At 65.0% G+C, this 24,440-nt stretch carries 21 protein-coding genes, 1 tRNA gene and 1 pseudogene; 11 read left to right on the top strand and 12 right to left on the bottom strand.

All coding sequences use genetic code 11. The annotated features are described in order from the left end of the window. The first annotated feature begins 179 nt into the window (after positions 1-179). Positions 180-1,190 carry an adenosine deaminase gene (locus WC729_RS15065; RefSeq protein ID WP_372854164.1) on the top strand — a complete coding sequence of 337 codons (1,011 nt, stop codon included), beginning with the start codon at positions 180-182 and terminating at the stop codon, positions 1,188-1,190. Beyond that, positions 1,187-1,702: a phosphoribosyltransferase gene (locus WC729_RS15060; RefSeq protein WP_372854162.1), complete on the top strand. Its 516-nt coding sequence runs from the start codon at positions 1,187-1,189 to the stop codon at positions 1,700-1,702. Before WC729_RS15065 ends, WC729_RS15060 begins: the two co-directional genes overlap by 4 nt. A gap of 123 nt (positions 1,703-1,825) precedes the next feature. Here WC729_RS15060 and WC729_RS15055 read toward each other — a convergent pair whose 3' ends face one another. From WC729_RS15055 to mutL, 8 genes are all read right to left on the bottom strand, one after another. Continuing rightward, complete coding sequence (locus WC729_RS15055) at positions 1,826-2,179, bottom strand: response regulator (protein ID WP_372855458.1); 354 nt, start codon at positions 2,177-2,179, stop codon at positions 1,826-1,828. 37 nt (positions 2,180-2,216) lie between these two features. Continuing rightward, on the bottom strand, positions 2,217-4,613 hold the full coding sequence (locus tag WC729_RS15050) for a response regulator (RefSeq protein ID WP_372854160.1): 2,397 nt from the start codon (positions 4,611-4,613) through the stop codon (positions 2,217-2,219). A gap of 186 nt (positions 4,614-4,799) precedes the next feature. Continuing rightward, on the bottom strand, positions 4,800-6,848 hold the full coding sequence (locus tag WC729_RS15045) for a M13 family metallopeptidase (RefSeq protein WP_372854158.1): 2,049 nt from the start codon (positions 6,846-6,848) through the stop codon (positions 4,800-4,802). A gap of 83 nt (positions 6,849-6,931) precedes the next feature. Next, positions 6,932-7,441 (bottom strand): DUF2062 domain-containing protein, encoded by a 510-nt coding sequence (locus WC729_RS15040; RefSeq protein WP_372855456.1) that lies wholly within the window; start codon positions 7,439-7,441, stop codon positions 6,932-6,934. A 46-nt stretch (positions 7,442-7,487) separates the two neighbouring features. Next, positions 7,488-7,970: an SsrA-binding protein SmpB gene (gene smpB, locus WC729_RS15035; protein ID WP_372854156.1), complete on the bottom strand. Its 483-nt coding sequence runs from the start codon at positions 7,968-7,970 to the stop codon at positions 7,488-7,490. 223 nt (positions 7,971-8,193) lie between these two features. After that, positions 8,194-8,661 carry a DUF6790 family protein gene (locus WC729_RS15030; RefSeq protein WP_372854154.1) on the bottom strand — a complete coding sequence of 156 codons (468 nt, stop codon included), beginning with the start codon at positions 8,659-8,661 and terminating at the stop codon, positions 8,194-8,196. Positions 8,662-8,735: 74 nt separating this feature from the next. After that, complete coding sequence (locus WC729_RS15025; RefSeq protein WP_372854152.1) at positions 8,736-9,770, bottom strand: DUF1963 domain-containing protein; 1,035 nt, start codon at positions 9,768-9,770, stop codon at positions 8,736-8,738. A 670-nt stretch (positions 9,771-10,440) separates the two neighbouring features. Beyond that, positions 10,441-12,213 (bottom strand): DNA mismatch repair endonuclease MutL, encoded by a 1,773-nt coding sequence (gene mutL / locus WC729_RS15020; protein WP_372854150.1) that lies wholly within the window; start codon positions 12,211-12,213, stop codon positions 10,441-10,443. Between the two features lie 158 nt (positions 12,214-12,371). On the opposite strand from mutL, the gene WC729_RS15015 reads away from it, so the two are divergent. The 6 genes from WC729_RS15015 (at position 12,372) to WC729_RS14990 (ending at position 18,237) form a co-directional block, all read left to right on the top strand. Continuing rightward, entirely contained in the window at positions 12,372-13,418 is a 1,047-nt protein-coding gene (locus WC729_RS15015; protein ID WP_372854148.1) for a rod shape-determining protein, read from the top strand. A gap of 57 nt (positions 13,419-13,475) precedes the next feature. Further along, positions 13,476-14,348 (top strand): rod shape-determining protein MreC, encoded by an 873-nt coding sequence (mreC, locus tag WC729_RS15010; protein ID WP_372854146.1) that lies wholly within the window; start codon positions 13,476-13,478, stop codon positions 14,346-14,348. Beyond that, complete coding sequence (gene mreD / locus WC729_RS15005) at positions 14,345-14,857, top strand: rod shape-determining protein MreD (protein ID WP_372854144.1); 513 nt, start codon at positions 14,345-14,347, stop codon at positions 14,855-14,857. The genes mreC and mreD overlap by 4 nt, the downstream gene beginning before the upstream one ends. Continuing rightward, complete coding sequence (gene mrdA, locus WC729_RS15000; protein ID WP_372854142.1) at positions 14,854-16,938, top strand: penicillin-binding protein 2; 2,085 nt, start codon at positions 14,854-14,856, stop codon at positions 16,936-16,938. Before mreD ends, mrdA begins: the two co-directional genes overlap by 4 nt. Beyond that, positions 16,935-18,047, top strand: coding sequence for a rod shape-determining protein RodA (gene rodA / locus WC729_RS14995; RefSeq protein ID WP_372854140.1), 1,113 nt, complete (start codon positions 16,935-16,937; stop codon positions 18,045-18,047). Before mrdA ends, rodA begins: the two co-directional genes overlap by 4 nt. Before the next feature lie 114 nt (positions 18,048-18,161). Continuing rightward, positions 18,162-18,237, top strand: a tRNA-Lys gene (locus WC729_RS14990). Between the two features lie 17 nt (positions 18,238-18,254). On the opposite strand, the gene WC729_RS14985 is transcribed toward WC729_RS14990, so the two are convergent. After that, a complete protein-coding gene (locus WC729_RS14985) occupies positions 18,255-19,355 on the bottom strand; it encodes a tyrosine-type recombinase/integrase (RefSeq protein WP_372854138.1) in 1,101 nt (366 codons plus the stop codon). A 65-nt stretch (positions 19,356-19,420) separates the two neighbouring features. Next, positions 19,421-19,555: pseudogene (locus WC729_RS14980) on the bottom strand (helix-turn-helix domain-containing protein); the annotation flags it as partial. Between the two features lie 290 nt (positions 19,556-19,845). On the opposite strand from WC729_RS14980, the gene WC729_RS14975 reads away from it, so the two are divergent. The 3 genes from WC729_RS14975 (at position 19,846) to WC729_RS14965 (ending at position 22,334) form a co-directional block, all read left to right on the top strand. Further along, a complete protein-coding gene (locus WC729_RS14975) occupies positions 19,846-20,955 on the top strand; it encodes an FAD-dependent monooxygenase (protein ID WP_372854136.1) in 1,110 nt (369 codons plus the stop codon). Positions 20,956-21,038: 83 nt separating this feature from the next. Continuing rightward, on the top strand, positions 21,039-21,830 hold the full coding sequence (locus WC729_RS14970; protein ID WP_372854134.1) for a 5'-methylthioadenosine/adenosylhomocysteine nucleosidase: 792 nt from the start codon (positions 21,039-21,041) through the stop codon (positions 21,828-21,830). A gap of 36 nt (positions 21,831-21,866) precedes the next feature. Continuing rightward, a complete protein-coding gene (locus tag WC729_RS14965) occupies positions 21,867-22,334 on the top strand; it encodes a cupin domain-containing protein (protein ID WP_372854132.1) in 468 nt (155 codons plus the stop codon). A 613-nt stretch (positions 22,335-22,947) separates the two neighbouring features. Here the strand turns inward: WC729_RS14965 and WC729_RS14960 are convergent. Beyond that, complete coding sequence (locus WC729_RS14960; protein WP_372854130.1) at positions 22,948-23,706, bottom strand: SDR family oxidoreductase; 759 nt, start codon at positions 23,704-23,706, stop codon at positions 22,948-22,950. A gap of 3 nt (positions 23,707-23,709) precedes the next feature. Further along, entirely contained in the window at positions 23,710-24,351 is a 642-nt protein-coding gene (locus tag WC729_RS14955) for an FMN-dependent NADH-azoreductase (RefSeq protein ID WP_372854128.1), read from the bottom strand. Positions 24,352-24,440: the final 89 nt, after the last annotated feature.

Here is a 24,440-nt window from a genome sequence, read left to right as displayed (position 1 = left end):
CCGTCGCTAAACCGATGTGCCGACGCATTCAATGCGTGTTGGAAGCCTCGTACATAGTTTGTTCCATAAGAACAAGAGCGGAACAAACTTTTTTGCTGGGCTGGCGGAACGAGCCCTTCTCACACCCGATTCCTCCTGTTCCGGCTTGCTCCCCCGCCTCGCCCGCGCGATGAAGCGCCATGACCAAGGATTTCATCGCCGGCCTGCCCAAGGCCGAGCTCCATCTCCATATCGAGGGCAGCCTCGAACCCGAGCTGATGTTCGCGCTGGCGACGCGCAACAATATTGCCATCCCCTATGCCAGCGTGGAGGAGGTGCGCGCCGCCTACAGCTTCTCCCGGCTGCAGGATTTCCTCGACATTTATTATGCCGGCGCGAACGTGCTGCAGGCGCAGGAGGATTTCCGCGACCTGGCGGTGGCTTACTTCGACCGCGCCGCGGCCGACGGCGTCGTCCATGCGGAGATCATGTTCGATCCCCAGACTCATACCGATCGCGGCATCGCCTTTGGCACGGTGATCGAGGGGCTGCTCGCCGGCATGGCCGAGGCGAAGGCCCGCCACGGCATGACCACGAAGCTGATTCTCTCCTTCCTGCGCCATCTCGACGAAGCGGCAGCCTTTGCCACGCTCGACGCGGCCGAGCCCTGGCTCGACCGGATCGACGCGGTCGGGCTCGATTCGTCCGAGCTCGGCCATCCCCCCGAGAAATTCGCCCGGGTGTTCGCCGCGGCCCGCGCCAGGGGCCTGCGCCTCGTCGCGCATGCCGGCGAGGAAGGCCCGCCCGACTATGTCTATCAGGCGCTCGATCTGCTCCATATCGACCGGCTCGACCATGGCAATCGCAGCCTGGAGGATCCGGTGCTCACCGCGCGCCTTGCCCGTACCGGCATGACGCTCACGGTCTGCCCGCTGTCCAACCTGAAGCTCTGCGTGGTCGACGACATGGCCAATCACCCGATCGACCGGATGCTGAAGGCGGGGCTGCGCGCCACGATCAATTCCGACGATCCGGCCTATTTCGGGGGCTATATCGCCGACAATTACCGCGCGGCGGCAAGCGCGCGGGGTCTGGACCGCGACGATCTCGCGCTGCTCGCGCGCAACTCGTTCCTCGGTTCCTTCCTGCCCGATGATGCGGTAGCGGCGCATCTCGCCAAACTCGACGCTTATGTGGAGGCAAGCCGATGACCGTCTTCACCGACATCCCGCACGAGGAGTTCGTCGCCGCCGTCCACACGCTGGCCGCGCTGCTGGCCGATGACGACTGGAAGCCCGATTTCATCATCGGCATCGGCCGCGGCGGCCTCGCCCCTGCGGTCTATCTCAGCCACGCGACCGGCATGCCGATGCTGTCGGTCGATTATTCGAGCCAGGTGAAGGATTTCGCCGACGCGCCGCTGGCCAGGCTGGCGCGCCGCACCCAGGCCGGCGAGCGGCTGCTGTTCCTCGACGACATCAACGATTCGGGCCGCACCATCGGCCATCTGCGCGAGGTCCTGAGCGGGGCCGGCGCCGTGCCCGGTAGCATCCGCTTCGCCACCCTGATCGACAATGTCAGCTCGGCGCAAAAGGTCGAGTATCGCGCCCGCACGATCGATCGGACCTTCAACAAGGACTGGTTCGTGTTCCCCTGGGAAGCGGTCGCGCCGGCCCAGTCGCTGGTCGAGGATGCGGCGGCCGTGCCGGAACGGATCGCCTAAATTCCCTCTCCCGGCGGGAGAGGGAGGGAGCCGCGAAGCGGCGGAAGGGTGAGGGTGACCCTAGAAGTCGCCCTCACCCGACCTCGCTGCGCTCGGCCACCCTCTCCCGCTGGGAGAGGGAATTTAGGCGAGCGAATCGAGCGCCTTGGACACCGCGTCCATGGTGAAGGGCTTGGGCAGGGTCGGTCGGTCGCGATAGGCTTCCGACAGGCTGTCGGTCGAGCCTCCGGTCGCGAAGATATAGGGAATGCCCCGCGCCGTCAGCGCATCGGCGATCGCCCAGCTCTTCTCGCCGCCACGCAGATTCACGTCGAGGATCGCCGCCTCCACGCCGCCCGCCTCGATCAGCGCCAGCGCGTCGGCGACATTGTCGGCGGTGCCGGCCATGGTCTTGCCGAGGACGTCGAGGAAATCCTCGAGCATCATCGCGATCAGGGGTTCGTCTTCGACGATGAGAATATTCTGCGGCCCGCTCATTACCGCCCCATAATCGTCCGCGCCCGTTATCGCCAAGTCATTTCGCGGCCAGCACGTCCCGCGCGGCCTCGGCAAGTTGTTGAACCGAGAAGGGTTTGGCCAGGAAGGAGACATTGTCGAGGTCGATAGACTTGCGCAATTGCTCCTCGGCATAGCCCGACATGAACAGGATCGGCAGGTCGGGATAGCGCGACCGGACCTGGCGGACCATGGTCGGCCCATCCATCACCGGCATCACCACGTCGGAGATCAGCAGGTCGGGCCGCTCGTTGCGCGCCAGCAGGTCGAGCGCGACCTCGCCATTCTCCGCGGTCAGCACGGTATAGCCCTGCCGCGCCAATGCCCGCTCGGCGACCGCGCGCACCATGTCCTCGTCCTCGACCAGCAGGATCGTGCCGGTGCCCCAGAGATCGGTCGGCTTGTCCCTGCTCTTGGCGGGTGTTGCCGCCTTGGCCGGCTGCGGCGCGGTGTGGACGGGCAGGTAAATGGTGAAGACTGCGCCCTGGTCGCGATTGTCGGCGAAGATATACCCGCCCGATTGCTTGACGATGCCATAGACGGTCGACAGGCCGAGCCCCGTGCCCTTGCCCACTTCCTTGGTGGTGAAGAAGGGCTCGAAGATCTTGGGCAATATCTCCACCGGAATGCCGCCGCCGGTATCGGCCACTTCGAGCGCGATATAATCGGCGATCGGCAGGATGTCGGATCCCATGCGCCGCACATCGACTGCGGTCACCGCCATGGTCTGGATCGAGAGCGTGCCGCCGCCGCGGGGATCCTTCGCCAGCATCGCATCGCGCGCATTGACCGCGAGATTGACCACGACCTGTTCGAGCTGCCCCGGATCGGCGCGCACCGGGCCGAGGTTGCGGCCATGCTTCACCGTGAGCGTCACCGTCTCGCCGAGCAGGCGCTTGAGCAGCTGCGACACTTCGGAGATCACGTCGGGCAGCTGAAGCACCTGCGGCACCAGCGTCTGCTGGCGCGAAAAGGCGAGCAGCTGCCGCGTCAGGCTCGCCGCGCGGTTCGAATTGGCGCGGATCTGCTGGATGTCGTCATAATCGCTGTCGCCGGGCGAATGGCGCATCAGCATCAGGTCGCAGTGCCCGATGATAGCGGTCAGGATATTGTTGAAATCATGCGCGACGCCGCCGGCGAGCTGGCCGACCGCCTGCATCTTGGTCGCCTGCGCGACTTCGCGCTTCAGCCGCGTCTCCTCGCTGTTGTCCTTCAGGCTGAGCAGCACCGCCGCATCGCCCAGCCCGCGCGCACCGGCGATCGACAGCGCGACCGGCTCGTCGGGATGGTCCTTCAGCCGCACCGCGAGATCGGTCGAATGAGTCGCGCCATTGGCGAAGCGGCGGATCGCATCGGCGACGACGCCCTTGTCCTCCTTGACCAGCAGATCGCCCGGATAGAGCGGCGGCGATCCGGCATCGACCTGCGCGGCGCGGGCGAAGGCGTCGTTCATCTGCAGGAAGCGGCCGTCGCGATCGACCAGCGCCATGCCGAACGGCATCAGCGAGACGAGGCTGCGCACATGCGCGCTGGCGCTCGCGCCGATCGCCGGCTCGCTCGCCCCGCCTTCCTCGTCGAGCATCACCACCAGCATCGGCGCGTCGTCGCCGTCGAGGAACGGCACCTGCAGCACGCGCAAGGGACTGCCGGTCAGCCCCTCGCGCTCGAACCGCACCAGTCCATGGCTGTCGGTGATCAGGAAGCGCGCGAAATCGCGGCCCGCGACGGCGCCTTCCTCATGCCCCATCGCCCGGGCACGCAGGACTCGATTCGCCGCGCGGATCCGGCCGTCGGGGCCGATCAAAGCGGCCATGATGCCGGCCGCGGCGAGCCGGTCGCCGGTCGGCCCGCCGATCACGCCCTCGACGGTCGTCGCGAGATCGAGCGCCTCGACTCCGCGGAAGCGCCAGACGAGCAGATCGTCGTCAGCCCCTGCCCGCTCGATTTCGGCCCTGAGCGGCATGCCGCGCGCGAGCAGCCGGCCGACCGAGGCCGCGCCATCGCGCCAGGCGGTGCGGCCGGCGGCTCCGAGGTCGCTGATCCCCGCCTCATCTACCGGCAAGGCCGGCGGAGTCGGGAAACCGGCGAACAGGGTTTCATAGCGGTCATTGGCGCAGACCAGCCGCCCGGCGCGGTCGGTGATCGCCACCGCTTCCGGGCTACTCGCGGCCAGCGCGCGGGCGACGCTCCAATCGGGCTCGGCAGCATCGGCCCGGCCGGCCGGGAAGAGCCGGCGGAACAGCAGCAGCGCGCCGGCGATCACCAGGGCGGTCGCCAGGAACCCGGCAGCGACCGGAAGATTACCGACCACGGCAAGGATCACCAACGCCGAGACCAGCCCGCACGCGCCGGCGATCAGCGCGGCACCGCGGGCGGGCGAGAGCGTCGATGCGGAGGAAACGGGAAGACTGGCCATCGCGGTTTGTCTTGGGCCGCACGAGCGAGGCGTCAAGGGCTAAGGGCAGCTTTTCACCCCTCTCCCAGCGGGAGAGGGGCAAGCCGCGTAGCGGCGCGGGGTGAGGGCGAAGCTCGTGACAGTTTCTTCACCCTCACCCTTCCGCAGCTTCGCTGTTCCCTCCCTCTCCCGACGGGAGAGGGAATTTCACCAGATGCGAACGCGTTGTTCCGGCGTCAGATAGAGTTTCTCGCCCGGCTTGGGCTGGAACGCGTCATACCAGGGATCGAGATTGCGCACGATCCAGGCGCGCTGTTGCGAGGGTGCATGAAAATCGGTCAGCAGCCGGTTGCGCATGTCCGCTTCGCGGTAACTGCGCCGCCAGACCTGCGCCCAGCCCAGATAGAATCGCTGGTCGCCGGTATAGCCGTTGATCACCGGCGCCGGCTTGCCGTCCAGCGAGGCGTGATAGGCGTCGTACGCGGCGCTCAGCCCGGCGAGATCGGCGGTATTCTCGCCCAGTGTCAGCTTGCCCTTCAGCTTCATGCCCGGCAGCGGCTCATAGGCGTCATATTCGGCGACGAGCGCATCGGTGCGCTTGTTGAAATTCTCCACATCCTGCGGCGACCACCATTCGGTGAGTCGTCCGTGCAGATCGAAGCTCGCACCCTGGTCGTCGAAATGATGGCTCATCTCATGCCCGATCACGGCGCCGATGCCGCCATAATTGACCGCGGGGTCGGCCTTCGGGTCGAAAAAGGGCGGCTGCAGGATCGCGGCCGGGAAAGTGATCGCGACCAGCGTCGGATTGGCCTGGGCGTTCACCGTCATCGGGGCCAGGCCCCATTCCCAGCGATAGATCGGCTTGCCGAGCTTCTGGATGTTGTACTCATGCGCCCATTGGTTGGCGCGCAGCGCATTGCCGAAAGCGTCGCCGGGCACGATCTTCAGCGCCGAATAGTCCCGCCACTGGCTCGGATAGCCGATCCGGGGGGTGAAGGCGGCCAGCTTGGCATGCGCCTTGACCTTGGTCTCCGGCGTCATCCAGTCGAGCTTGTCGATCCGCGCGCCCATCGCGGCAATGATGTTCTTGACCATCGCGTCGGCCGCGGCCTTGGTCTCGGGCGGGAAATATTTCGCGACATAGAGTTTGCTGACGTCGTCGGTCAGGATCCCGCTGGTGTGGTCGACCGCGCGCTTCCAGCGGTCTGGTTGTTCCGGCGTCCCGGAAATGACCGTGCCGAACATCGCGAAGCGCTCGTCGTCGAACGCCTTGGGCAGCACCGCGGAATAGCCGTCGAGCGAGCGCAGCAGCAGCTGGTCGCGCAGCACGCCGATCGGCGCCTGGGCGATCAGTTTCGCGATTCCCGCAATGGCGGTCGGTTGCGCCACGATCACGGTATCGACCGGCGTGCCGACCCCCTTGAAATAGGCGGCAAAATCGAAGCCGGGGGCGATCTTCTTCAGGCTCGCGACCGGCATCTTGTTATAGGTCTTGTTGGCGTCGCGATTCTCGATGTTGCTCCAGCTCACCGTCGCGATCGCCGTCTCGAAATCGACGATCGCTTTCGCCCGCGCCGCGGCGTCGGGCTCGCCCGCCAGGGTGAACATCTTGGCGATATGCACCTGATAGGCCGCCTTCGCCTCGGCGAGCTTGCCCTCCGTCGCGAGATAATAATCGCGGTCGAGCGCCAGGCCGCCCTGGCGCATCTGCAGCGCGTAATGTTCGGGGTCCTTGGCATCCTGGCCGACCCCGGCGAGGAAGGGCACGGCGACGCCGTTGACATCCGCCTCGGCGACGAGTGCGGCATAACCCGACTTTGATTTCAGCCCCTTGATCCGGTCGAGCCAGGGCTTGATCGGCGTCAGGCCCTTCGCTTCGATCGTCGCGGTATCGAGATAGGCGGCATAGGCAGCGCCGATCTTCGAGTCCGCCCTGACCTTCTCTGCCTCGAGGATCTCATGGGTCCGCTCGCGCGACATGTCCTGCAGCCCGTCGAACGCGCCGTAATTCGCCTTGTCGGCGGGGATCGGCGTGTTCTTCTCCCAGATGCCGTTCACATAGCCGTAGAAGTCGTTGCCCGGCAGAATCGCCTTGTCCATCCCGGCCTCGTCGACGCCGAAATCGCCAAAGGCGGGTTTGGCCGCCGGCGCTGCCGCGGCGGTTGCCTGGGGTTGCGGCGTAGGGTTTGCCGCGGCGAGGCCGGCCAGCATCGTCGCGGAAAGGAGAAGAACGGCAAAAGGTGATCGGCGCATGTCGCATCCTGAAAAGGAGGGAGATGCGCCCGTGTTCTAAGTCGATAACACGCTCAGTCAATTTCAGCGCAGCAGGCGGCGCGTTATTTCGGCCGAGCGTGTCCCCGGCGCCGCCATTTGCGCACGATCCACCAGCGCCAGCCGAGCGCCGCGGCGGCATAGCCCAGGACCGCCAGCGTCAGGGTGATGATGAACAGGCCGACGATCGTCGCCGGCCCGGCGACGGCGAACAGCCAGTGCAGCCAGTCGGAATTGGCCGCCACCTGAGTCGCGATCGGGGATCCTGGCACCTGCGCGTCGAAATGCAGTATCTGGTTGCCGACCCAATAGGCCGCAACCCAGAGGAATGGCGTCGTGAAGGGGTTGGTGATGAAGGTCATCGCCGCCGCAACCGGGATATTGGCGCGCGTGGGGAGCGCGAGCACTGCCGAAAAGGCGATCTGCGCCACGGGGAAGAGAATGCCCGTGACCATGCCCAGCGCGACGCCGCGCGGCACGGAACGACGGGTAAAGCGCCACAGTTCGGGGGCGAGCACGCGGTGCGCCACGGGCCGAAGCAGGCGGTTCTGCTCCATGCTCTCGCGCGTCGGCATGGTACGCTGCCACCAGCCGGCGACGCGTGCGAAAAGGCCAGGCTGCTCAGCCACGATCACGCATGATCCTCCCCTGCTCGCGCTTCCAGTCGCGCTCCTTGATCGTCGCGCGCTTGTCGTGATCCTTCTTCCCCTTCGCCAACGCGAGCTCCACCTTGGCGCGACCCTTCGAATTGAAGTAGATCATCAGCGGCACCAGGGTCATGCCCTCGCGCGCCACCGCGCCGTGCATCTTGTTTATCTCGCGCTCATGAAGGAGCAATTTACGGGCACGCTTCGGCTCGTGATTGAATCGGTTGCCATGGCTGAATTCGGGCACGTTGGAATTGATCAGCCAGACCTGCCCGTCCTTCACCTCGGCATAGCTCTCGGCGATCGAGCCGGTGCCGCTGCGCAGCGACTTCACCTCGGTACCGGTCAGCGCGATGCCCGCCTCGTAGACGGTGTCGATGGCATAATCGAACCGCGCCCGCCGGTTCTCGGCGACGATCTTGGTTTTCTCGAAGACAGGGGGCTTGGGGCGGGACATGGGACGGGCGATGTAGGCGTTTGATCCTCAGAACGAAAGCCGGTTGGCGCGGATCGTGTCGCATTTCCGTCACTTTGTTGCAGCGAGAGCGACGCGACCAAACCCTCTCCCACCGGGAGAGGGTCGAGACGCGAATGCGTCAAGGGGTGAGGGTGACCACGCAATTCGCCCTCACCCTTCCGCCGCTGAAGCGGCTCCTTCCCTTTCCCGCTGGGAGAGGGATTTACGGGAGAAAATGGGGCAGTGTCCCGCCGACATAGACAGCGAGCACAACGAAAACGAACAAGTCGCTGACCATCGCGATCGTCTCATTGGCCGATCGATGCGGCTCGAGCGCGTGCCGTACGCCCGCCACCCCGTAGAAAATGCCGGCGCTGATCGCCACTGGCAGGGTGAAGCTCGGCATCCAGAGCGATAGCAGGCCGACCACCCCGGTCGCGACATTGGCGATGCCAAGCTCGCGGATGAGCGGGAGCACATCGGGGCTCTTCGTGCCGAAGATCTGTTCGGCGGTGAAGGACGGCTGGGCGAACTGGCGCACCCCGGCGAGCATCAGGCGGACGCCGACGCTCCAGAACACGAACCATTTTCCCGCAAGCAGCAGCCACGGTGCCGGGCCGTGAAGATGCTCGGCGAGCATCGAGCCCACCGGCAGCACGAGCATGGTCAGTAGAACAACCGCCAGATACATCGCACCCTCCCCGCTCCCCGCGAAGCAGGATGCGTCAGACCCGGCTGTGCGTCCAGCGTTGAACCACGTCGCGATCAGCTCTGGGTCGTCGTCGCGCGAACGGCTGAAAAATCGCCTTCGCGCAGGCGCTCGGCACGTGTCAGGAAATAAATCGCGTTGGCGTCATTGATCCAGAGGTTCATGCCAGCGTTGGATTCGATGCTCAGCAGCGCGCGCCACTGCTCGACACCCTCGGTGATCTCGGCCTCGTTCTCCAGGATCCAGCGCATGTTCGCGTCGTCCTTCGCCTGCCACGGCCGGTAGATCGTGCCGCCACGCGACTTGGAGCTGATCGTCTTTGCCTGCTCCCAGTCATCCCAGCTGGTCCAGAGTCGGAGGCTTTGCGCACCAGGACGGCCGATCTCCTCGAAATACATCTCCTCGCGCAAATCGTCCGAGGTCCAGCTCGGATACCCCAGCATCTGCCCCAAGACGCGGACCGCCGATCCAAGACCCCCCATCAACGCGTCGATATCGCCATCGGGATTGGCGCGCTCGAGTTCTTCCAGCCACCGCAAATCGAAGATCGGAAAGGACAGCCCCGGCTCGAACACGACCGAAACGGGATCCAGCGTCACGATGGTCGGATAAGCGAATTGCGCGCAATCGGCTGGCGGTAGGCGCCGCACCAATGGCGCACCGTCAGGAACCAGCGGGACGACAACGACGATCAGGTCGGGATCGAGATCGAGCGGGCTCACGAAGAAGGACAATAGGCCCGATCCGGGCAGCCGGTCGGCGATGACGGTTCCCGCAAGGTCGGACAGATCGATTTGCGCATAGAAGCGCAGGGGATTCCCGCCGACGTCCGGCCACGGCATGTCGGGCGGCAAGTCGGGCAGGCCGCCGAACCGGGTCGCGCCGACCGGCGAGTCAAGCGCCCTGTCCTCCTCGAAGATGTAAAGACAGGGCTCGGCCCGGCGACGGATGTCGCGCGCCGACGCGGTAAATCCGGTTCGCTCGATCAATGCCTCTAGCTCAGCCGCGTTTCTCAGCCAGGCCGGGCGCGGAAGCGCGCGGTGGCAGGTCGGGCGGTAGCGGCGTTCCGGCTCGATGCCGGCCTTTCGCATCCTGTGGGCGTCGCGGATGGCCCGCCAGAGTTCCCCCAACGTCGACACGCCGCCCCCTCTTGCCCGACCGATCGGCGTCCGTCCTACCCTCACATCGGTTCGCCGGCCAGGTCGGCGAACCGTTCAAACCAGAAAAGGGATCAGAGTGAAGTATCGACCGGGCCCACCGTAGCGCGCTACAATTCACTCCGCCCCCTTTTTTCTGATCCACGCGTTTTCGGCCATTGGCAGGATCGAGATCGGGAAAATCGCGCGCTATCGGCCCGATCGGTTCCCGCCGGACAGGGTCGACCTCCCTGCACACGATCCGGCCTCCCTCGATTCAACATATCCCCCCGTTGGATATCATGCCTGCCCCCGAGATGCGGCTCGCGATTCCGAAGGCCATGACATGATGACACCGATCTCAGAAGCTCAACTAGCCTCCAAGATAGCGACAGTATTACTTAAGCGACTCTCACATTGTGTAAGAAACTGCGAAATATTGCCCGTCAATCTATTCGATTGCGTGTTGCGCGCCATACGCACCGATGTCGGAAGCGATAGCCTGACAGCCGCGCCGGCTGAAAATAACGCAACGCGATTGATAGCGTTGATCGACTCTCACATTCGGTCGAATACTGAACGAATCTCGCACTATTCCGGCACGATTACTTCCGATCGCAACGCCTCACTTCCGCCCGAACAGCTTCTCGATATCGCCATGCGCCAGCTTCACCCAGGTCGGGCGGCCATGGTTGCACTGGCCCGAATGGGGAGTGATCTCCATCTCGCGGAGCAACGCGTTCATCTCGGTGACCGAGAGGATGCGCCCTGCCCGCACCGATCCGTGGCAGGCCATGGTCGCCGCGACATGGTCGAGCCGTTCCTTCAGGCTCAGCGCCTCGTCGAACGCGGCCAGTTCGTCGGCAAGGTCGGTGACCAGGCCGGTGACATCGCTCTGCCCAAGCATCGCCGGCACGCTGCGCACCAGCATCGCGCGTGGCCCGAACCGCTCCAGGTCGAGCCCGAATTCAGTCAGCTCCGCGGCGCGTGCCTCCAGCCGGTCGCAGGCCGGCTCGTCCAGCTCGATCACTTCGGGCAGCAGCAGCGCCTGCGCCGCGACGCCGCCATTGGCCATCGCCTTGCGCATCCGCTCGAGCACCAGGCGCTCATGCGCGGCATGCTGGTCGACCAGCACCAGCCCATCCTCCGCTTCAGCGACGATATAGGTCTTGGCGACCTGCCCGCGCGCCACGCCGAGCGGGAAGGACACCGTCTCGGGCGGTGGGGCGTAAGCCGGCTCGGCCCGCGCCATGGGCGGGGCGATGAAGTTCGGGCGGCGTTCGAACACCGCATGCTGGCCGGCGCCCGGGCGGCTGTCCCATTGCCGGTCTTCCCAGAGCTGCGGCGATGCGGGTGCCATCGGTTCCTGAGTCCAGGCCGCCAGCGCCGTCTCGGATGGCCGCTGCACGCTGCGATGCCCCGCCTCGTCGAGCGCGCGCTTCAGTCCGCTGACGATCATGCCGCGCACCATCGCCGGCTCGCGGAAGCGCACCTCGGTCTTGGCGGGGTGGACGTTCACATCGACCATATCGGCCGGCACCTCGAGGAACAGCGCCACCACGGCATGCCGGTCGCGCGCGAGCAGTTCGGCATAAGCGCCGCGCACTGCGCCGACGAGCAGCCGGTCCTTCACCGGCCGGCCGTTGACGAACAGATATTGATGGTCCGCCACACCGCGGTTGAACGTCGGCAATCCTGCGACCCCGCCGAGCTTCAGCCCCTCGCGTTCCAGGTCGATCGGGACGCCGTTTTCGATCAGCGCCCGGTCGGTCAGCGCGGCGACCCGGTCGGGCAGGCTCTCACCCGCCGGCACCGACAGAGACCGGCGGCCGTCATGCTCGAGGCTGAAGGCGATATCCGGCCGCGCCATGGCGAGCCTGCGCACCACATCGAGGCTCGCGGCATATTCCGACCGCGCCGATCGCAGGAACTTGCGCCGCGCCGGCACCCGCTCGAACAGCGCCTCGACCCGCACCCGCGTACCCGGGGGAATCGCCGCGGGCCCCTCCGACACCAGCACGCCGTTGTCGACCACGCGCGACCAGCCTTCCGCCCCGCGCACCCGGCTTTCCAGGGTCAGGCGCGCCACGCTCGCGATCGAGGGCAACGCCTCGCCGCGAAATCCCAACGTTGCAACGTTTTCAATCGCTTCGTCGGGCAGCTTGGAGGTGGCGTGCCGCTCCAGCGCAAGCCCCATATCGGGGGGCGTCATGCCGCATCCGTCGTCGGTCACTTCGATCAGATCGGTGCCGCCGCTCACGAGACGAATCGCGATCCGGCGCGCCCCTGCGTCGATCGCGTTTTCCACCAGTTCCTTCAACGCGCTGGCGGGGCGTTCCACCACTTCACCGGCGGCGATACGATTGACGAGATGTTCGGGCAGACGGCGTATTGACATGGATGTGGCTGTAGCCCAAGCGACGGCATCCCGCGACCCGCATCTACTCGGCAAACAGAGCGTGGAATTTCCCACTCTGGCCGGGCCATCATAGGTGTTGCGAGCGGACAGTGCGAACTGCCGGACCGTAAAGCGGCCGGCCTGGAACGGAACGATAAATGGCCTTCTTCTCGCGTTTCTTCAGACTCATGTCGCACGATATGGCGATCGACCTCGGGACCGCGAACACGGTCGTCTATCTGCGCGGACGCGGGATCGTCCTCAATGAGCCGTCCGTCGTCGCCGTCGAGACGATCAACGGCGTCAAGCGCGTCAAGGCAGTGGGCGACGACGCCAAGCTGATGATGGGCAAGACCCCCGACAGCATCCAGGCGATCCGCCCGCTGCGCGACGGTGTCATCGCCGACATCGATGTCGCCGAGCAGATGATCAAGCACTTCATCCACAAGGTGCATGGCGGGCAGCGGCGCTTCATGCGCTGGCCGCAGATCGTGATCTGCGTGCCGTCGGGCTCGACGTCGGTCGAGCGCCGCGCGATCCGCGACGCCGCCTCCAACGCCGGCGCCTCGCAGGTGTGGCTGATCGAGGAGCCGATGGCGGCCGCGATCGGTGCCGACATGCCCGTCACCGAGCCGATCGGCTCGATGGTCGTCGATATCGGCGGCGGCACGACCGAAGTCGCGGTGCTCTCGCTGCGCGGCCTCGCCTACACCACATCGGTCCGTGTCGGCGGCGACAAGATGGACGAAGCGATCGTTTCGTACGTCCGCCGCAACCATAACCTGCTGATCGGCGATTCCACCGCGGAGCGCATCAAGCAGGAAGTCGGCGTGGCGAAGCCGCCGCCCGACGGCATCGGCCTCACCATCCACGTCAAGGGTCGCGACCTGGTCAATGGCGTGCCGAAGGAAATCCAGATCAACCAGGGCCAGATCGCGGAAGCGCTCTCGGAACCGGTCGGTCAGATCGTCGAAGGCGTGCGCATCGCGCTGGAGAACACCGCGCCCGAGCTGGCGGCGGACATCGTCGACCAGGGCATCGTGCTCACCGGCGGCGGCGCGCTCCTGAAGGGCATCGACGAGGTGCTGCGCGACGAGACCGGCTTGCCGGTGACGATCGCGGATGATCCGTTGACCTGCGTTGCGCTGGGCACGGGCCGCGCGCTCGAGGATCCGGTGTTCCGTGGTGTGCTGCACAGCGCGTGATCAGTTGATGAGGCCCCGGTGCCGATGGGCGGCGCCGGGCCTTCTGTGAGGGGGAATATGGCGCCGTCTCGTAACCGGCGCCCGGGTTTTTCGCGGCGGGCGCAATACAGCCTATTCCTGGGATATGTGATCGCCGTGGCGGGCTCGCTTGTCGGCGCGGTTCTGCTTGCCCTGGCGACGCTCGATCCCCCCGCCTTCGCCGCGCTCCGCGCGACCGTGGCGGAGGTGACCACCCCCATCTCGTCCGGCATCGCCGCGATCGGCCGGGGCATTGCCTCCATTCCCTCCTCGGCCTCAGACTATATCGGCGTGCGCAAGCAGAATGCGCAGCTCCGGAAAGAGCTCGAGGACAATCACGCGCTGCTGATGCGCGCGCGCACCCTGTCCTATGACAATCGCCGGCTGAAGGCGCTCCTGCAGCTTCGTGAGCGCTCGCCGGGCCCGGTCGTCGCGGCCCGGCTGGTCAGTTCGTCGGCATCGAGCACAAGGCGCTTCGCCGTGCTCAACGCGGGCGCCTGGCAAGGGGTGAAGCAGGGGCAGCCAGTGCGCGGCCCCGAAGGGTTGATCGGCCGCATCCTGGAAACCGGCCCCAACACCGCCCGCGTGCTGCTGCTGTCCGATCCCGAAAGCATCGTGCCGGTTCGCCGCACCCGCGACGGCCTGCCCGCACTGGCCGCCGGCCGCGGCGACGGGCTGCTCGACATCCGCTCCGCCTCGCTTGCCAATGTCGGGTTCGAGCCCGGCGACATCTTCGTGACCTCGGGCACCGGCGGCATCTATTCGCCCAACATCCCGGTCGCCCGGGTGCTGAAGCGCGCGCGCGACACTGCGCTCGCCCGCACCTTCGCGCAGCCCGACACGCTCGATTTCGCGCTCGTCCAGCAGGCCTTCTTGCCGGTCGCGACCCCGGCGGCCACGCCGGCACCATGAGGCAGCCCACCCGCGGCCCCTTCGACGCCGCGCCACCGCCCGCGGCCGCGCGGCTGTTGCCGCCGGCTTCGGTGCTGCTCGCTTCGCTGATCACCACCTGGCCGTTCGTCGCGACCTTCCCGTTCCTGCCGCCGCTCGGGCTGATGATGCTGCTCGGCTGGCGACTGACCCGGCCCGACGTGTTCCGCATCTGGGCACCCCTGCCGCTCGGCTTCTTCGACGATCTGGTCAGCGGGCAGCCGCTGGGCAACGCGATGCTGCTCTGGACCCTGTGCTTCTTCATGATCGACCTGATCGACCAGCGCCTCGTGTTCCGCGATTTCTGGCAGGATTGGCTGATCGCATCGGGCGCGATCGGCTTCTGCCTCATCGTGGGACGGCTCGTCGCTGCCCCTATCGGCGCGCATGTCGATACCGTGCTATTACTCCAGATCGTGATCTCCACGATGCTCTTCCCTCTGGTGGCGCGATTCTGCGCCTGGCTTGACCGCAAGCGCGGGGGCGAATGAACCAGCCAACCCGCGTCATCACCGAGGCGACGCAGACCTACAGTTTCTCGCGCCGTGCGCTGGTGCTGGGCGCCGGCCAGGCAGCGGTCGGGCTGCTGCTCGCTGGCCGCATGACCTGGCTCGCGGTCGCCGAGAACGAGCATTACAGCCTGCTCTCCGAGAGCAACCGCGTGAACATGACGCTGGTCCCGCCCCGGCGCGGCTGGATCGTCGACCGCAACGGCGTGCCGATCGCCAACAACCGCACTGACTTCCGCGTCGACATCATCCCCGACCGGCTGGAGAACAAGGACCGCACGCTCGGCCTGCTCCGCGATATCCTCAATCTCCCGGCCGAGGAGATGGAGCGGATCAAGACCGACCTGAAACGCGCGGCCGGCTTCCAGCCAGTGCAGGTTTCGGAGAATCTCGATCTGGAGAAGTTCGCTGCGGTCAGCGTGCACCTGCCCGAATTGCCCGGCGTCGCGCCGTCGCGCGGCTTTGCGCGGAGCTATCCGGCCGGCGCCGCGGTCGCGCATCTGACTGGCTATGTCGGCGCAGCGTCGGCCGAGCAGTACCAGAAGGTCAAGGATCCGCTGATGGTCACCCCCGGCTTCAAGCTGGGCAAGGACGGCCTCGAAAAGACGCTCGAGCCAGAGCTGCGCGGCAAGCCCGGCGCCAAGCGCGTCGAAGTCACTGCGCGCGGCAAGCTGGTCCGGGAGCTGGCGACCCGCCCCGACGAGCCGGGCAGGACGGCGCGCCTGACGATCGATGCAGGCCTGCAGGAATATGCCGCGCGCCGCCTCGGCACGAATTCCGGTTCGGCGGTGGTGATCGACGTCGCGACCGGCGAGATGCTCGCGATGGTCTCGATGCCGGCCTATGACCCCAACAGCTTCTCGGACGGGATCAGCCATCTCGAATGGAAGATGCTGTCGGACGACGATCACGTGCCGCTGATGAACAAGGTGCTGCAGGGGCTTTATCCCCCCGGCTCCACCGTCAAGCCGATGAACGCGCTCGCCCTGCTCGAAGCGGGCGTGCATCCGGACCAGTCGGTCAATTGCTCCGGCGCGCTGAAGGTCGGCAACGGCACCTTCCATTGCTGGAAGCGCGGCGGCCATGGCGGCGTCAACATGCGCCGCGCCGTGGCGCAGAGCTGCGACATCTATTTCTACCAGATGGCGCGCGACATCGGATACGACCGGATCGCACCGGTCGCGCGCAAGCTCGGCCTGGGGCAGAAATACGACCTGCCGTTCGGGTCGCAGCGCTACGGCACGGTCCCTGACCCGGAGTGGAAACTCAAGCGGTACAAGCAGGACTGGACCGTCGCCGATTCCCTCAACGCGTCGATCGGCCAGGGCTATGTCCTCGCCAACCCGCTTCAACTCGCGGTGATGGCGTCGCGTATCGCCTCGGGTCGCGCGCTCACGCCCAGCATCCTGATGGACAAGGTCCACCCGGCGGGCCCGCTCGACGTTGCGCCCGAGCATCTCGACATTATCCGCGACGCGATGTTCGCGGTGGTGAATGACGGCGGCACCGGCGGCGCCTCGCGGCTCCAGATCCCGGGCATCACCATTTCGGGCAAGACCGGCACCGCGCAGGTACGCCGCATCTCGATGGCGGAGCGGCGCACCGGCGTGCTCAACAACGCCGCCCTGCCCTTCAAGATGCGCGACCACGCATTGTTCATCTGCTTCGCGCCGTCGGACAAGCCGCGCTACGCCGCGGCGGTCGTGCTCGAGCACAACGCGCATCTCATCCGCAATCTCGACACGCCGATGATCGGGCGCGACATCCTGACCTATCTGCTCGACCGCGAGCGTGCGGTGAAGTCGCTGGAGGAAGTCGAGCCGACCTGGGGCGGCGACATCAAGACTCGCATGACGGCGCAGAACGCGGCCTATCGCGAAGCCGCCAACGCGCCCCCGCCGACCGTCGGCGCCGCGACCGAGATCAACGCCACCGCGCCGACCGACGCGCCCGCGGTCGAAGCCGCGACCAGCGCCGCCGATGCGACCGCTGAAGCCCTTGCCAACGCGACCCGCGCCGGTGCGGGCGTGGCTGAAACCGGGTCGACGGAGACTGACCGGTGAGCGGCCTCAACTTCGTTCCCGAGCCGCTGGCGCAGCTTCCCTGGAAGATCATCCTGCTGGTGCTGGGCATCGGCATCTTCGGCCTGCTGGTGATGTATTCGGCTGCCGGCGGCAGCCTGAGGCCCTGGGCGCTGATCCAGGGCATCCGCTTCTTCGTCTTCCTCGCCGGCGCGGTGGTGCTGTCGCGGGTGCGCGAATCGACGTGGCAGGCACTGGCGATCCCGGCCTATGTCGCCCTGATCATCATGCTCGTCCTGGTCGAACTGATCGGGGCAGTACGCGGCGGCGGGCAGCGCTGGCTCGATCTCGGCATCATCCGCCTGCAGCCGTCCGAGCTGATGAAAGTGTTCATCGTGCTTGCGGCGGCGCGCTTCTACCATTCGCTGCCGCCAAACGAGACGCGGCGGTTCGGGGCGATCTGGCCGGCGGCGGTGCTGATCCTGATCCCGGCGGCGCTGGTCATGGCCCAGCCCGATCTCGGCACCGCGCTGATGATCACGGTCGGCGGCATCACGGTGATGTTCCTGGCGGGCGTGCCCCTGCGCTTGTTCATCGGCGGCGCGCTGGGGCTGGGGGCGGCGATCCCGCTCGCGGTGAACTTCGTGCTGCACGGTTATCAGCGCAACCGGATCCTCGTCTTCCTCAACCCCGAAAGCGACCCGCTCGGCATCGGTTATCACATCAGCCAGTCGAAGATCGCGATCGGATCGGGCGGCATCCTGGGCAAGGGCTTCCTCAACGGGACCCAGAGCCATCTGGACTATCTGCCTGAGGGCCATACCGATTTCGCGCTGGCGACGATGATGGAGGAATGGGGCCTGATCGGCGGCATCGGGCTGATCATCGCCTTCATGATCATCATCCAATGGGGTGTGATGGTCGCGCTGCGCGCGCAGAGCCGCTTCGCCCGGCTCACCGCGGCCGGCATCGCCACCACGATCTTCTTCTACGTGGCGATCAACATGGCGATGGTGATGGGCTTGGCGCCGGTGGTGGGCGTCCCCCTGCCCCTGATCAGCTTCGGTGGATCGTCGCAGATGACGATCATGCTGTGCATCGGAATCCTGATGTCGATCGATCGCCAGAACCGCCAGACGGTGCGCTGGTAGGGCCAGCGAGCCGGGCGGGCAAAAAAAGGGTTTGCAACTCCGGCGACGGGTGCTAACGGGCGCCCTCCCCGATGCGGCGGCGCCTTCCAACGCGCCACTTTCGCTGCCCGGTATGGACGCATAGCTCAGTTGGTAGAGCAGCTGACTCTTAATCAGCGGGTCCTTGGTTCGAGCCCAAGTGCGTCCACCATTCTTTCTTCTTACATCTCAGTTACTTAAGTCGGTACCGGCCACGAGTTTGAGCCGGACCGGGCTCTCACTGTGACCATTTTTGTGACCTTGACCCGGCGTTTCTCTCTCGGGCGCGGTGTGACCTGATTTGCCCTCAAAAATCAGCTGGTCTGCGTAAGGCTGCAAATGCTTCACCGACATGTGCGCGTAACGACGCACCATCGTCTCCGATTTCCAGCCCCCCAGCTCCTGAAGCACCCAGGTGGGCACGTCATTTTGCCGGAGCCAGCTTGCCCAGGTATGCCGCAGGTCGTGCCAGCGAAAATCGGTGATCCCCGCTCGCTTGAGCGCAGCTCGCCAATGTTTCGTATTCACTTGCCCGATCGGTCGCCCGGCATAGCTGAACACATGCTCGCACTGCTTGCCCATCTGCCGCTGGAGGACCGAGATGGCGAGATCGTTGAGCGGAACACCCAGCGCCTCGTTGTTCTTGGTATCTCCGTGCTCGATCGTGACGATGCGGCGGGAAAAGTCGACCTGCTCCCAGGTCAGCCTCTTGATATTCCCCTGCCGCAAGCCCGTGGCGAGCGCGAACAGCATCAGGTCCTGCTGGTGAGGAGGAAGTTCCTGCAAGAGGCGCTCGGCCTGTGCGTGGGTTAGCCAGCGCACGCGAACCTTCGCACTCCTCGTGTAGATCCTGAACGCCGGAATGTGCTCGATCCACTCCCATTCGCGCTGTGCCATCCGGAATATGGCGCGGATCAGCGCCACATAGAGATCCTTCGTGCGACTGCTCGAACGAGCATGGTGTCGAGAAATGATCCCGTCGATCATGTCCCTGCTCACTTGGTCCAATGTCTTGCCACGCAGATGCCTGGTGAACCACCGGATCCGCGACACGTCGTCCCTGTAGGACTTTTTGTGCCTCTTCTCCTGCAGCCACCTGAGCGCTGCCTCATCCCAAGTCCGTTTAGGCTTGATCTTGAGCCTGGCAAGATCCCACAGCTCGGCCTTCAGCTTGTCGTGATATTCCTCGGCCTTGAGCCTGTCGGACGTTCCAGTAGTGCGTCTAATGAGCGTTCCGTCAGGTGCTGTGAGCTTGACGTAATATGTTCCTGCACGGTTCCAGAGTGCCATATTGCCTCCTCTTGAAAGGCACTCGGCTGCATTCGTGCAGAACCAGAATACGCCTCGCGAATCGCCGCCACAAGGTCGGCTTCGATGAATCGCCAAGCGCGACCGATTTTCGAACCCGGGATCCGGCCGGCGATTGCCCAGGCGCGCACCGTGTTGGGGTGGACCTTGAGGAACGCGGAAGCTTCACTGACGGAGAGCATCTCTTCCGCCATTCACGCAGACTCACGTACATATTTGCCGACCAAAAGAGTGCGCACTGAGGCGATCCTTGATGAGCGGCCAGTGTCGCGAACGCCCTGCGCCGCGTCGAGGGCGCTGTTTGGCTCAGTTTGGCCATCTTTGGCTCGACTTCGCGGAAGTCAGCTATCGGGTCCCCGGGGGCGCAGCGAGACAGAGCGGTACGGCTCCGACCAGATACCGACAACGAGCATGTAACCCTGGCGCGGATCGCGCCGAGTAGAGGGCGGCTTACAAATCAGGTTTCCGTTGAATGAAGATTCTCATCGCCGGCGCAGGGATCGCTGGTCTCGCCATGGCGCTTGCGCTCCGCAATCGGGGCATCCCCTTTGAATTGGTGGAGCGCGAACCGTCCGATACCGGGCGTGGCGCTGGCATGTACCTCCCCGGCAATTCGGTCCGCGCACTGACCCGCCTTGGCGTCATCGACAGGGTTCGTGAAATAGCCTCGACGATCGACGTGCAGCAGATCTTCGACGCGCGCGGCCGACTGCTCAACGAAGTCGATCTCGCCTCCTTCTGGCGGCGGTGCGGCGGCTGCCTTTCGCTGTCGCGCTCGGCGCTGCGCCGGGCGTTGAGCGATGCGCTCGCCGAAACGCCGGTCCGCTACGGCCGCTCGGTTGTGCTGCTTCAACGCGATTCCGCCGGTACACTTGTGACGTTCAGCGATGGGACGCGGCGGACATATGATCTGGTGATCGGCGCGGATGGCATCCAGTCGACCGTTCGCAGCGCCATTTTTGGCCAGGAGAAGCTGGTGGATCTCGGCATCGCCAGCTGGCGAACCATCACTGACAATCGGTTCGGCATCACCGGCTGGACCGCGATGCTCGGGCGCAAGCGAACATTGCTCGCTATCCCGGTGGAGGACGGCAAGCTTTACGTCTACGCCGATATCGCCACCCCCGACGGTGTCTTTGCCGGCACGCCCGCCGACACCATGCGGGAGCTATTCTCTTCCGTCGCCCCCCCGCTGCTGCCGATCATCGACAGCCTGAACCCAGCGGCGATAATTCACGCGGGACGCTTGCGGGAAGTTCCCGCCCAGCCGATGTACAAGAGAGGAGTGGTCCTGATCGGCGACGCGGCGCACGCCACCTCCCCCAGCATGGCACAAGGCGCCGGCATGGCGCTCGAGGATGCGCTCGTCCTGGCAGAAGTCCTTTCCGAGACGAAGAACGTCGAAGCTGCCTTGACTGCCTTCTCGGCGCGCCGGCTTGGCCGGATCCAATGGGTGCAGAAGCAAGGCCGAAAGCGCGACGCGGTTCGTTCGCTGCCGGGACCGGTGCGCAATTTCATCCTGAGCCGCTTCGGGACGGGCCTCTACGCCAAGAGCTTCGGGCCGCTGCTCGAGGAAATCTGATTGCGCAGATCGAGGCATGTTCCCGCATTTTCCACGGCGGATCGGCAATGCTCCGACGGAAAACTCAACAGAGAAGTCAGCACGTGAAGATTGGTGTTCTCGGCGCGATGCCGGAAGAAGTTTCCGATATTCTCGACAGTTTCGACGAGAAAACCCCGCAAAACGTCGGGGACCGGACCTATTGGGAAGGGCGCTGGCGCGGCCTCGACGCGGTTGCGGTCTTCTCGCGCTGGGGAAAAGTGGCGTCCGCTGCGACAACCGCCATCCTGATTTCCCGCTTCGAGGTCGACCATGTCGTGTTCGTGGGTGTCGCCGGCGCGATCGATCCGTTGCTCGAACCAGGGGACATCGTCGTTGCGACCGAGCTCATTCAACATGATATGGACGCCTCCGCCATTCCTGGAATCGAGCGCTTCGAGATCCCGCTGCTTGGTCGGAAGCGCTTCGTGGTCGACGATCGAGCGGTCAGCCTCGCGGTGAGCGCCGCGACCGATTTCGTCGATGGTGGCTTTGAGCTCGCTGTTCCGGCGGAGGTTCGGGCAGCATTTTCGATCTCACGACCGCGCGTCGTGCGCGGTCTCATCGCCAGCGGCGATCGCTTCATCGCTGACGTCGCGAGTGTTGCCGACCTGCGACGACAGCTTCCCGACCTTCAATGTGTTGAAATGGAAGGTGCCGCGGTCGCGCAAGTCTGTTTCGAACTCGGCATCCCGATCTCGGTCATTCGGATCATTTCCGATCGCGCCGATCATGATGCCCCGATCGATTTCGCCCGCTTCTCCGAGCAAGTCGCATCCGTCATCGCCGAGGGCGTCGCAAGCCGGTTTCTTGACGGTTTGGCGTCCCGGCCACGCGAATCCCAAAGCGCCGCCTGAAACTCAGCCAGGCCTAAGCCATGGAGGATTTTTCCATTGACCACGTCCACTTCTGCCGCCGAGTTGATCCGATCGCTCAATCTTCAGCCGCACCCCGAAGGCGGATGGTATAGCGAGACTTGGCGCGCGCAGCCGCAAGACGGTGGCCGCGCTTCGGCCACGAGCATCTACTTCCTTCTCGATCGAGGACAGCACTCGCATTGGCACAGGGTCGATGCTGCGGAGATCTGGCTCTGGCACGCGGGATCGCCCGTCCTGCTCTCGACATCGCCGGGCAATGACGGGCCGATCCAGAACATCATCCTCGGTGGCGACGTCTTCGCCGGACAGGCACCACAACACGTTATCCAGCCCGATCACTGGCAAGCCGCTCATGCAAGTGACGACTGGGCACTGGTATCGTGCATCGTATCACCGGGATTTGAATTCGAAGGCTTCGAACTTGCTCCGATCGGTTGGAACCCAGGCGCCGAGCTCCGGCCGACCGATGATGTCGGTTCGTAAAGCTGCCGGGCGGCTCACGACCCAGTTGCGGACGAAAACTCGCCAATCAGATTCGCTGAAACCAGTCCTTTATGGGCCGTCAGCCCCATGGTTGGCTGTGATTTCGGCGATGCGACCGTTTTTTCCAATCCAGTTTACGAACCACCCGCGCGTAGCTGCTGGGATGATGAACGGACGGTCATAGTCTGCTGTCGAGTAGCACTGGCTACGCCCTAGCGTGGGTCGTTCAACTGGGCACCGCGCATCATAAATCTTAATCTGAAACCCTTCCTTCCGGAGATCAGATATGAGTGCCTGTTCTGACGATCCCACCGGATACCTTTGCAAAATCCGCGTTCTGAATACATCCCCACCACCTCTGACGATTTGGGGCAAAGTCCAGTCCGAAAGCGTCCAGAACGACCAACCTATGAGCGCCGCAGCCAAGGCCAGAGAAATGATGGCTACGCTAGGTGCTTTCCGGACCCGCAATGCAATCTCCCAGACAAAGTTAGAGGGTAGTGGAAAGGTCCGCTGTTTCGATTTGACAATCAAGACCTGCCAGTCCGCTAACCACCCAATTATTGCCAAAAATGGTCGCGCCAAAAAGCCGCCAGTAATGAACCTAGGCTCGTCAGACTTCGACTTTTGCGGGCCGGCGCTGCCACTCGTTGAGACATTGGCTGCCGAGGCGCACCTCACCTAATGGAATGAGCGAGCTTTCCGCGAGACGCCCGCCAAAATACCGCACCTCGGGATCGCCCACGACTATCCGCGCATCGCCGATCGCCTCGAGATATCGACGCACGATTTCCTCGAATGAGGCGCGCTCCGGTCCCGCTATCTCAACAATGCGGTTTTGCGGTTCGCCGAGTGCTATTTCAACGAGGTAGGCGGCGACGTCGTCCGCGGCGACAGGCTGGAGCAGGCCCAGAGGTACCCGGACGACGCCTTCGATTGTACCCGCATCCGCGAGGCCGCCCAGGAATTCGAAGAACTGGGTCGAACGAACGACAGTGAAGGCGATGCCGGAAGCTGCGATCAGCCGCTCCTGAGCGACCTTGGCTTCATAATAGCCCTGGCCGGGCACGCGGTCGGCTCCGACGATCGAAAGCGCCACATGATGGCGGACGCCGGAGGTGATTTCCGCAGCGAGGAGATTGAGGCCTGAGGTTGTGAAGAATTGCATCGCCGCTGCACCGTCATTCGCGGGCGAGTTGGAGACATCGATCACGACCGAGGCGCCGGCGACGGCATCTCGAACACCCTGACCGGTGACGGAGTCGACGCCGTTTTTTGGCGATGCCACTACGATCTGATGGCCGCGTTCGGCGAGAACCTTCACGACCTTCGTCCCGATCAGGCCGGTTCCGCCGACAACGACGATCTTCATGACCTATGCTCCTCCGGCGGCGACGAGACGTGGAGGCGGGCTCATATCGGCGAGGTCGAGCATGGCCAGCGCCGCGTCTCTCGCGATCGCCCCCTGCTCCGCATCGAGAAAAGCGGTGGCTTGCACCGGGAAGAACTGCAGGCTCTTCAGCCCCATGCTGCCCAGTACGGCCGATAGGTACGACGTGAGAAAGTCGGGCTGATTTGCCCGTTCGCCGCTGAAGGTGCCGCCCGACGCGATCCCGATGAAAACCGGGCGGTCCCCGATCATTCCGACCTTCCCGGCTGGTGTCGACCGAAAGGTGCGGCCCGCGCGCATGATCTGGTCGATCCAGGCCTTCAGGACCGCCGGAACGGTGAGGTTGTGCATTGGTGTGCCGATGACGATCATGTCGGCGGCTTCGATTTCGTGGATCAGTTCCTCGGAGAGATCGAGGGACCCCGGCACCGGCGCCGCCAACGTCGTCGGCGAGGAGAGCGTCGTCGCATAGTCCGCTGTGGCGGCAGGCAGGGGCGCAACCCCGAGATCGCGCCGGATGATGGTGGCGTCAGATGCGATCGCCAATAACTTTCCGACGATCGCCGCCGACAGCGCGCGGCTGTGCGAGTCCAGCCGGGGGCTGCAATCGATATGCAGGATTTTCATGATGTCGTTTCCTTCCTCGTCCGCCGAGTATCGGTCTGATCCGGAGTCTTCCTCGGCACACGCGAAAGCCCGGATACGGCCTCAGCCTA

Source organism: Sphingomonas sp. (genome assembly GCF_041661825.1).
Lineage (GTDB): Bacteria > Pseudomonadota > Alphaproteobacteria > Sphingomonadales > Sphingomonadaceae > Sphingomonas.
This window is presented reverse-complemented; position numbering and strand designations above follow the sequence as displayed.

Excerpts from the sequence above, each read along its gene's own strand:
- WC729_RS15065 (WP_372854164.1), top strand. The coding sequence starts at position 180 with ATGACCAAGGATTTCATCGCCGGCCTGCCCAAGGCCGAGCTCCATCTC.
- WC729_RS15030 (WP_372854154.1), bottom strand. The coding sequence starts at position 8,661 with ATGTATCTGGCGGTTGTTCTACTGACCATGCTCGTGCTGCCGGTGGGC.
- mutL (WP_372854150.1), bottom strand. The coding sequence starts at position 12,213 with ATGTCAATACGCCGTCTGCCCGAACATCTCGTCAATCGTATCGCCGCC.
- WC729_RS15015 (WP_372854148.1), top strand. The coding sequence starts at position 12,372 with ATGGCCTTCTTCTCGCGTTTCTTCAGACTCATGTCGCACGATATGGCG.
- WC729_RS15025 (WP_372854152.1), bottom strand. The coding sequence starts at position 9,770 with ATGCGAAAGGCCGGCATCGAGCCGGAACGCCGCTACCGCCCGACCTGC.
- WC729_RS14955 (WP_372854128.1), bottom strand. The coding sequence starts at position 24,351 with ATGAAAATCCTGCATATCGATTGCAGCCCCCGGCTGGACTCGCACAGC.
- smpB (WP_372854156.1), bottom strand. The coding sequence starts at position 7,970 with ATGTCCCGCCCCAAGCCCCCTGTCTTCGAGAAAACCAAGATCGTCGCC.
- mreC (WP_372854146.1), top strand. The coding sequence starts at position 13,476 with ATGGCGCCGTCTCGTAACCGGCGCCCGGGTTTTTCGCGGCGGGCGCAA.
- WC729_RS15060 (WP_372854162.1), top strand. The coding sequence starts at position 1,187 with ATGACCGTCTTCACCGACATCCCGCACGAGGAGTTCGTCGCCGCCGTC.
- WC729_RS15055 (WP_372855458.1), bottom strand. The coding sequence starts at position 2,179 with ATGAGCGGGCCGCAGAATATTCTCATCGTCGAAGACGAACCCCTGATC.
- WC729_RS15040 (WP_372855456.1), bottom strand. The coding sequence starts at position 7,441 with ATGCCGACGCGCGAGAGCATGGAGCAGAACCGCCTGCTTCGGCCCGTG.
- mrdA (WP_372854142.1), top strand. The coding sequence starts at position 14,854 with ATGAACCAGCCAACCCGCGTCATCACCGAGGCGACGCAGACCTACAGT.
- WC729_RS14985 (WP_372854138.1), bottom strand. The coding sequence starts at position 19,355 with ATGGCACTCTGGAACCGTGCAGGAACATATTACGTCAAGCTCACAGCA.
- WC729_RS15050 (WP_372854160.1), bottom strand. The coding sequence starts at position 4,613 with ATGGCCAGTCTTCCCGTTTCCTCCGCATCGACGCTCTCGCCCGCCCGC.
- WC729_RS15045 (WP_372854158.1), bottom strand. The coding sequence starts at position 6,848 with ATGCGCCGATCACCTTTTGCCGTTCTTCTCCTTTCCGCGACGATGCTG.
- WC729_RS14960 (WP_372854130.1), bottom strand. The coding sequence starts at position 23,706 with ATGAAGATCGTCGTTGTCGGCGGAACCGGCCTGATCGGGACGAAGGTC.
- WC729_RS14975 (WP_372854136.1), top strand. The coding sequence starts at position 19,846 with ATGAAGATTCTCATCGCCGGCGCAGGGATCGCTGGTCTCGCCATGGCG.
- mreD (WP_372854144.1), top strand. The coding sequence starts at position 14,345 with ATGAGGCAGCCCACCCGCGGCCCCTTCGACGCCGCGCCACCGCCCGCG.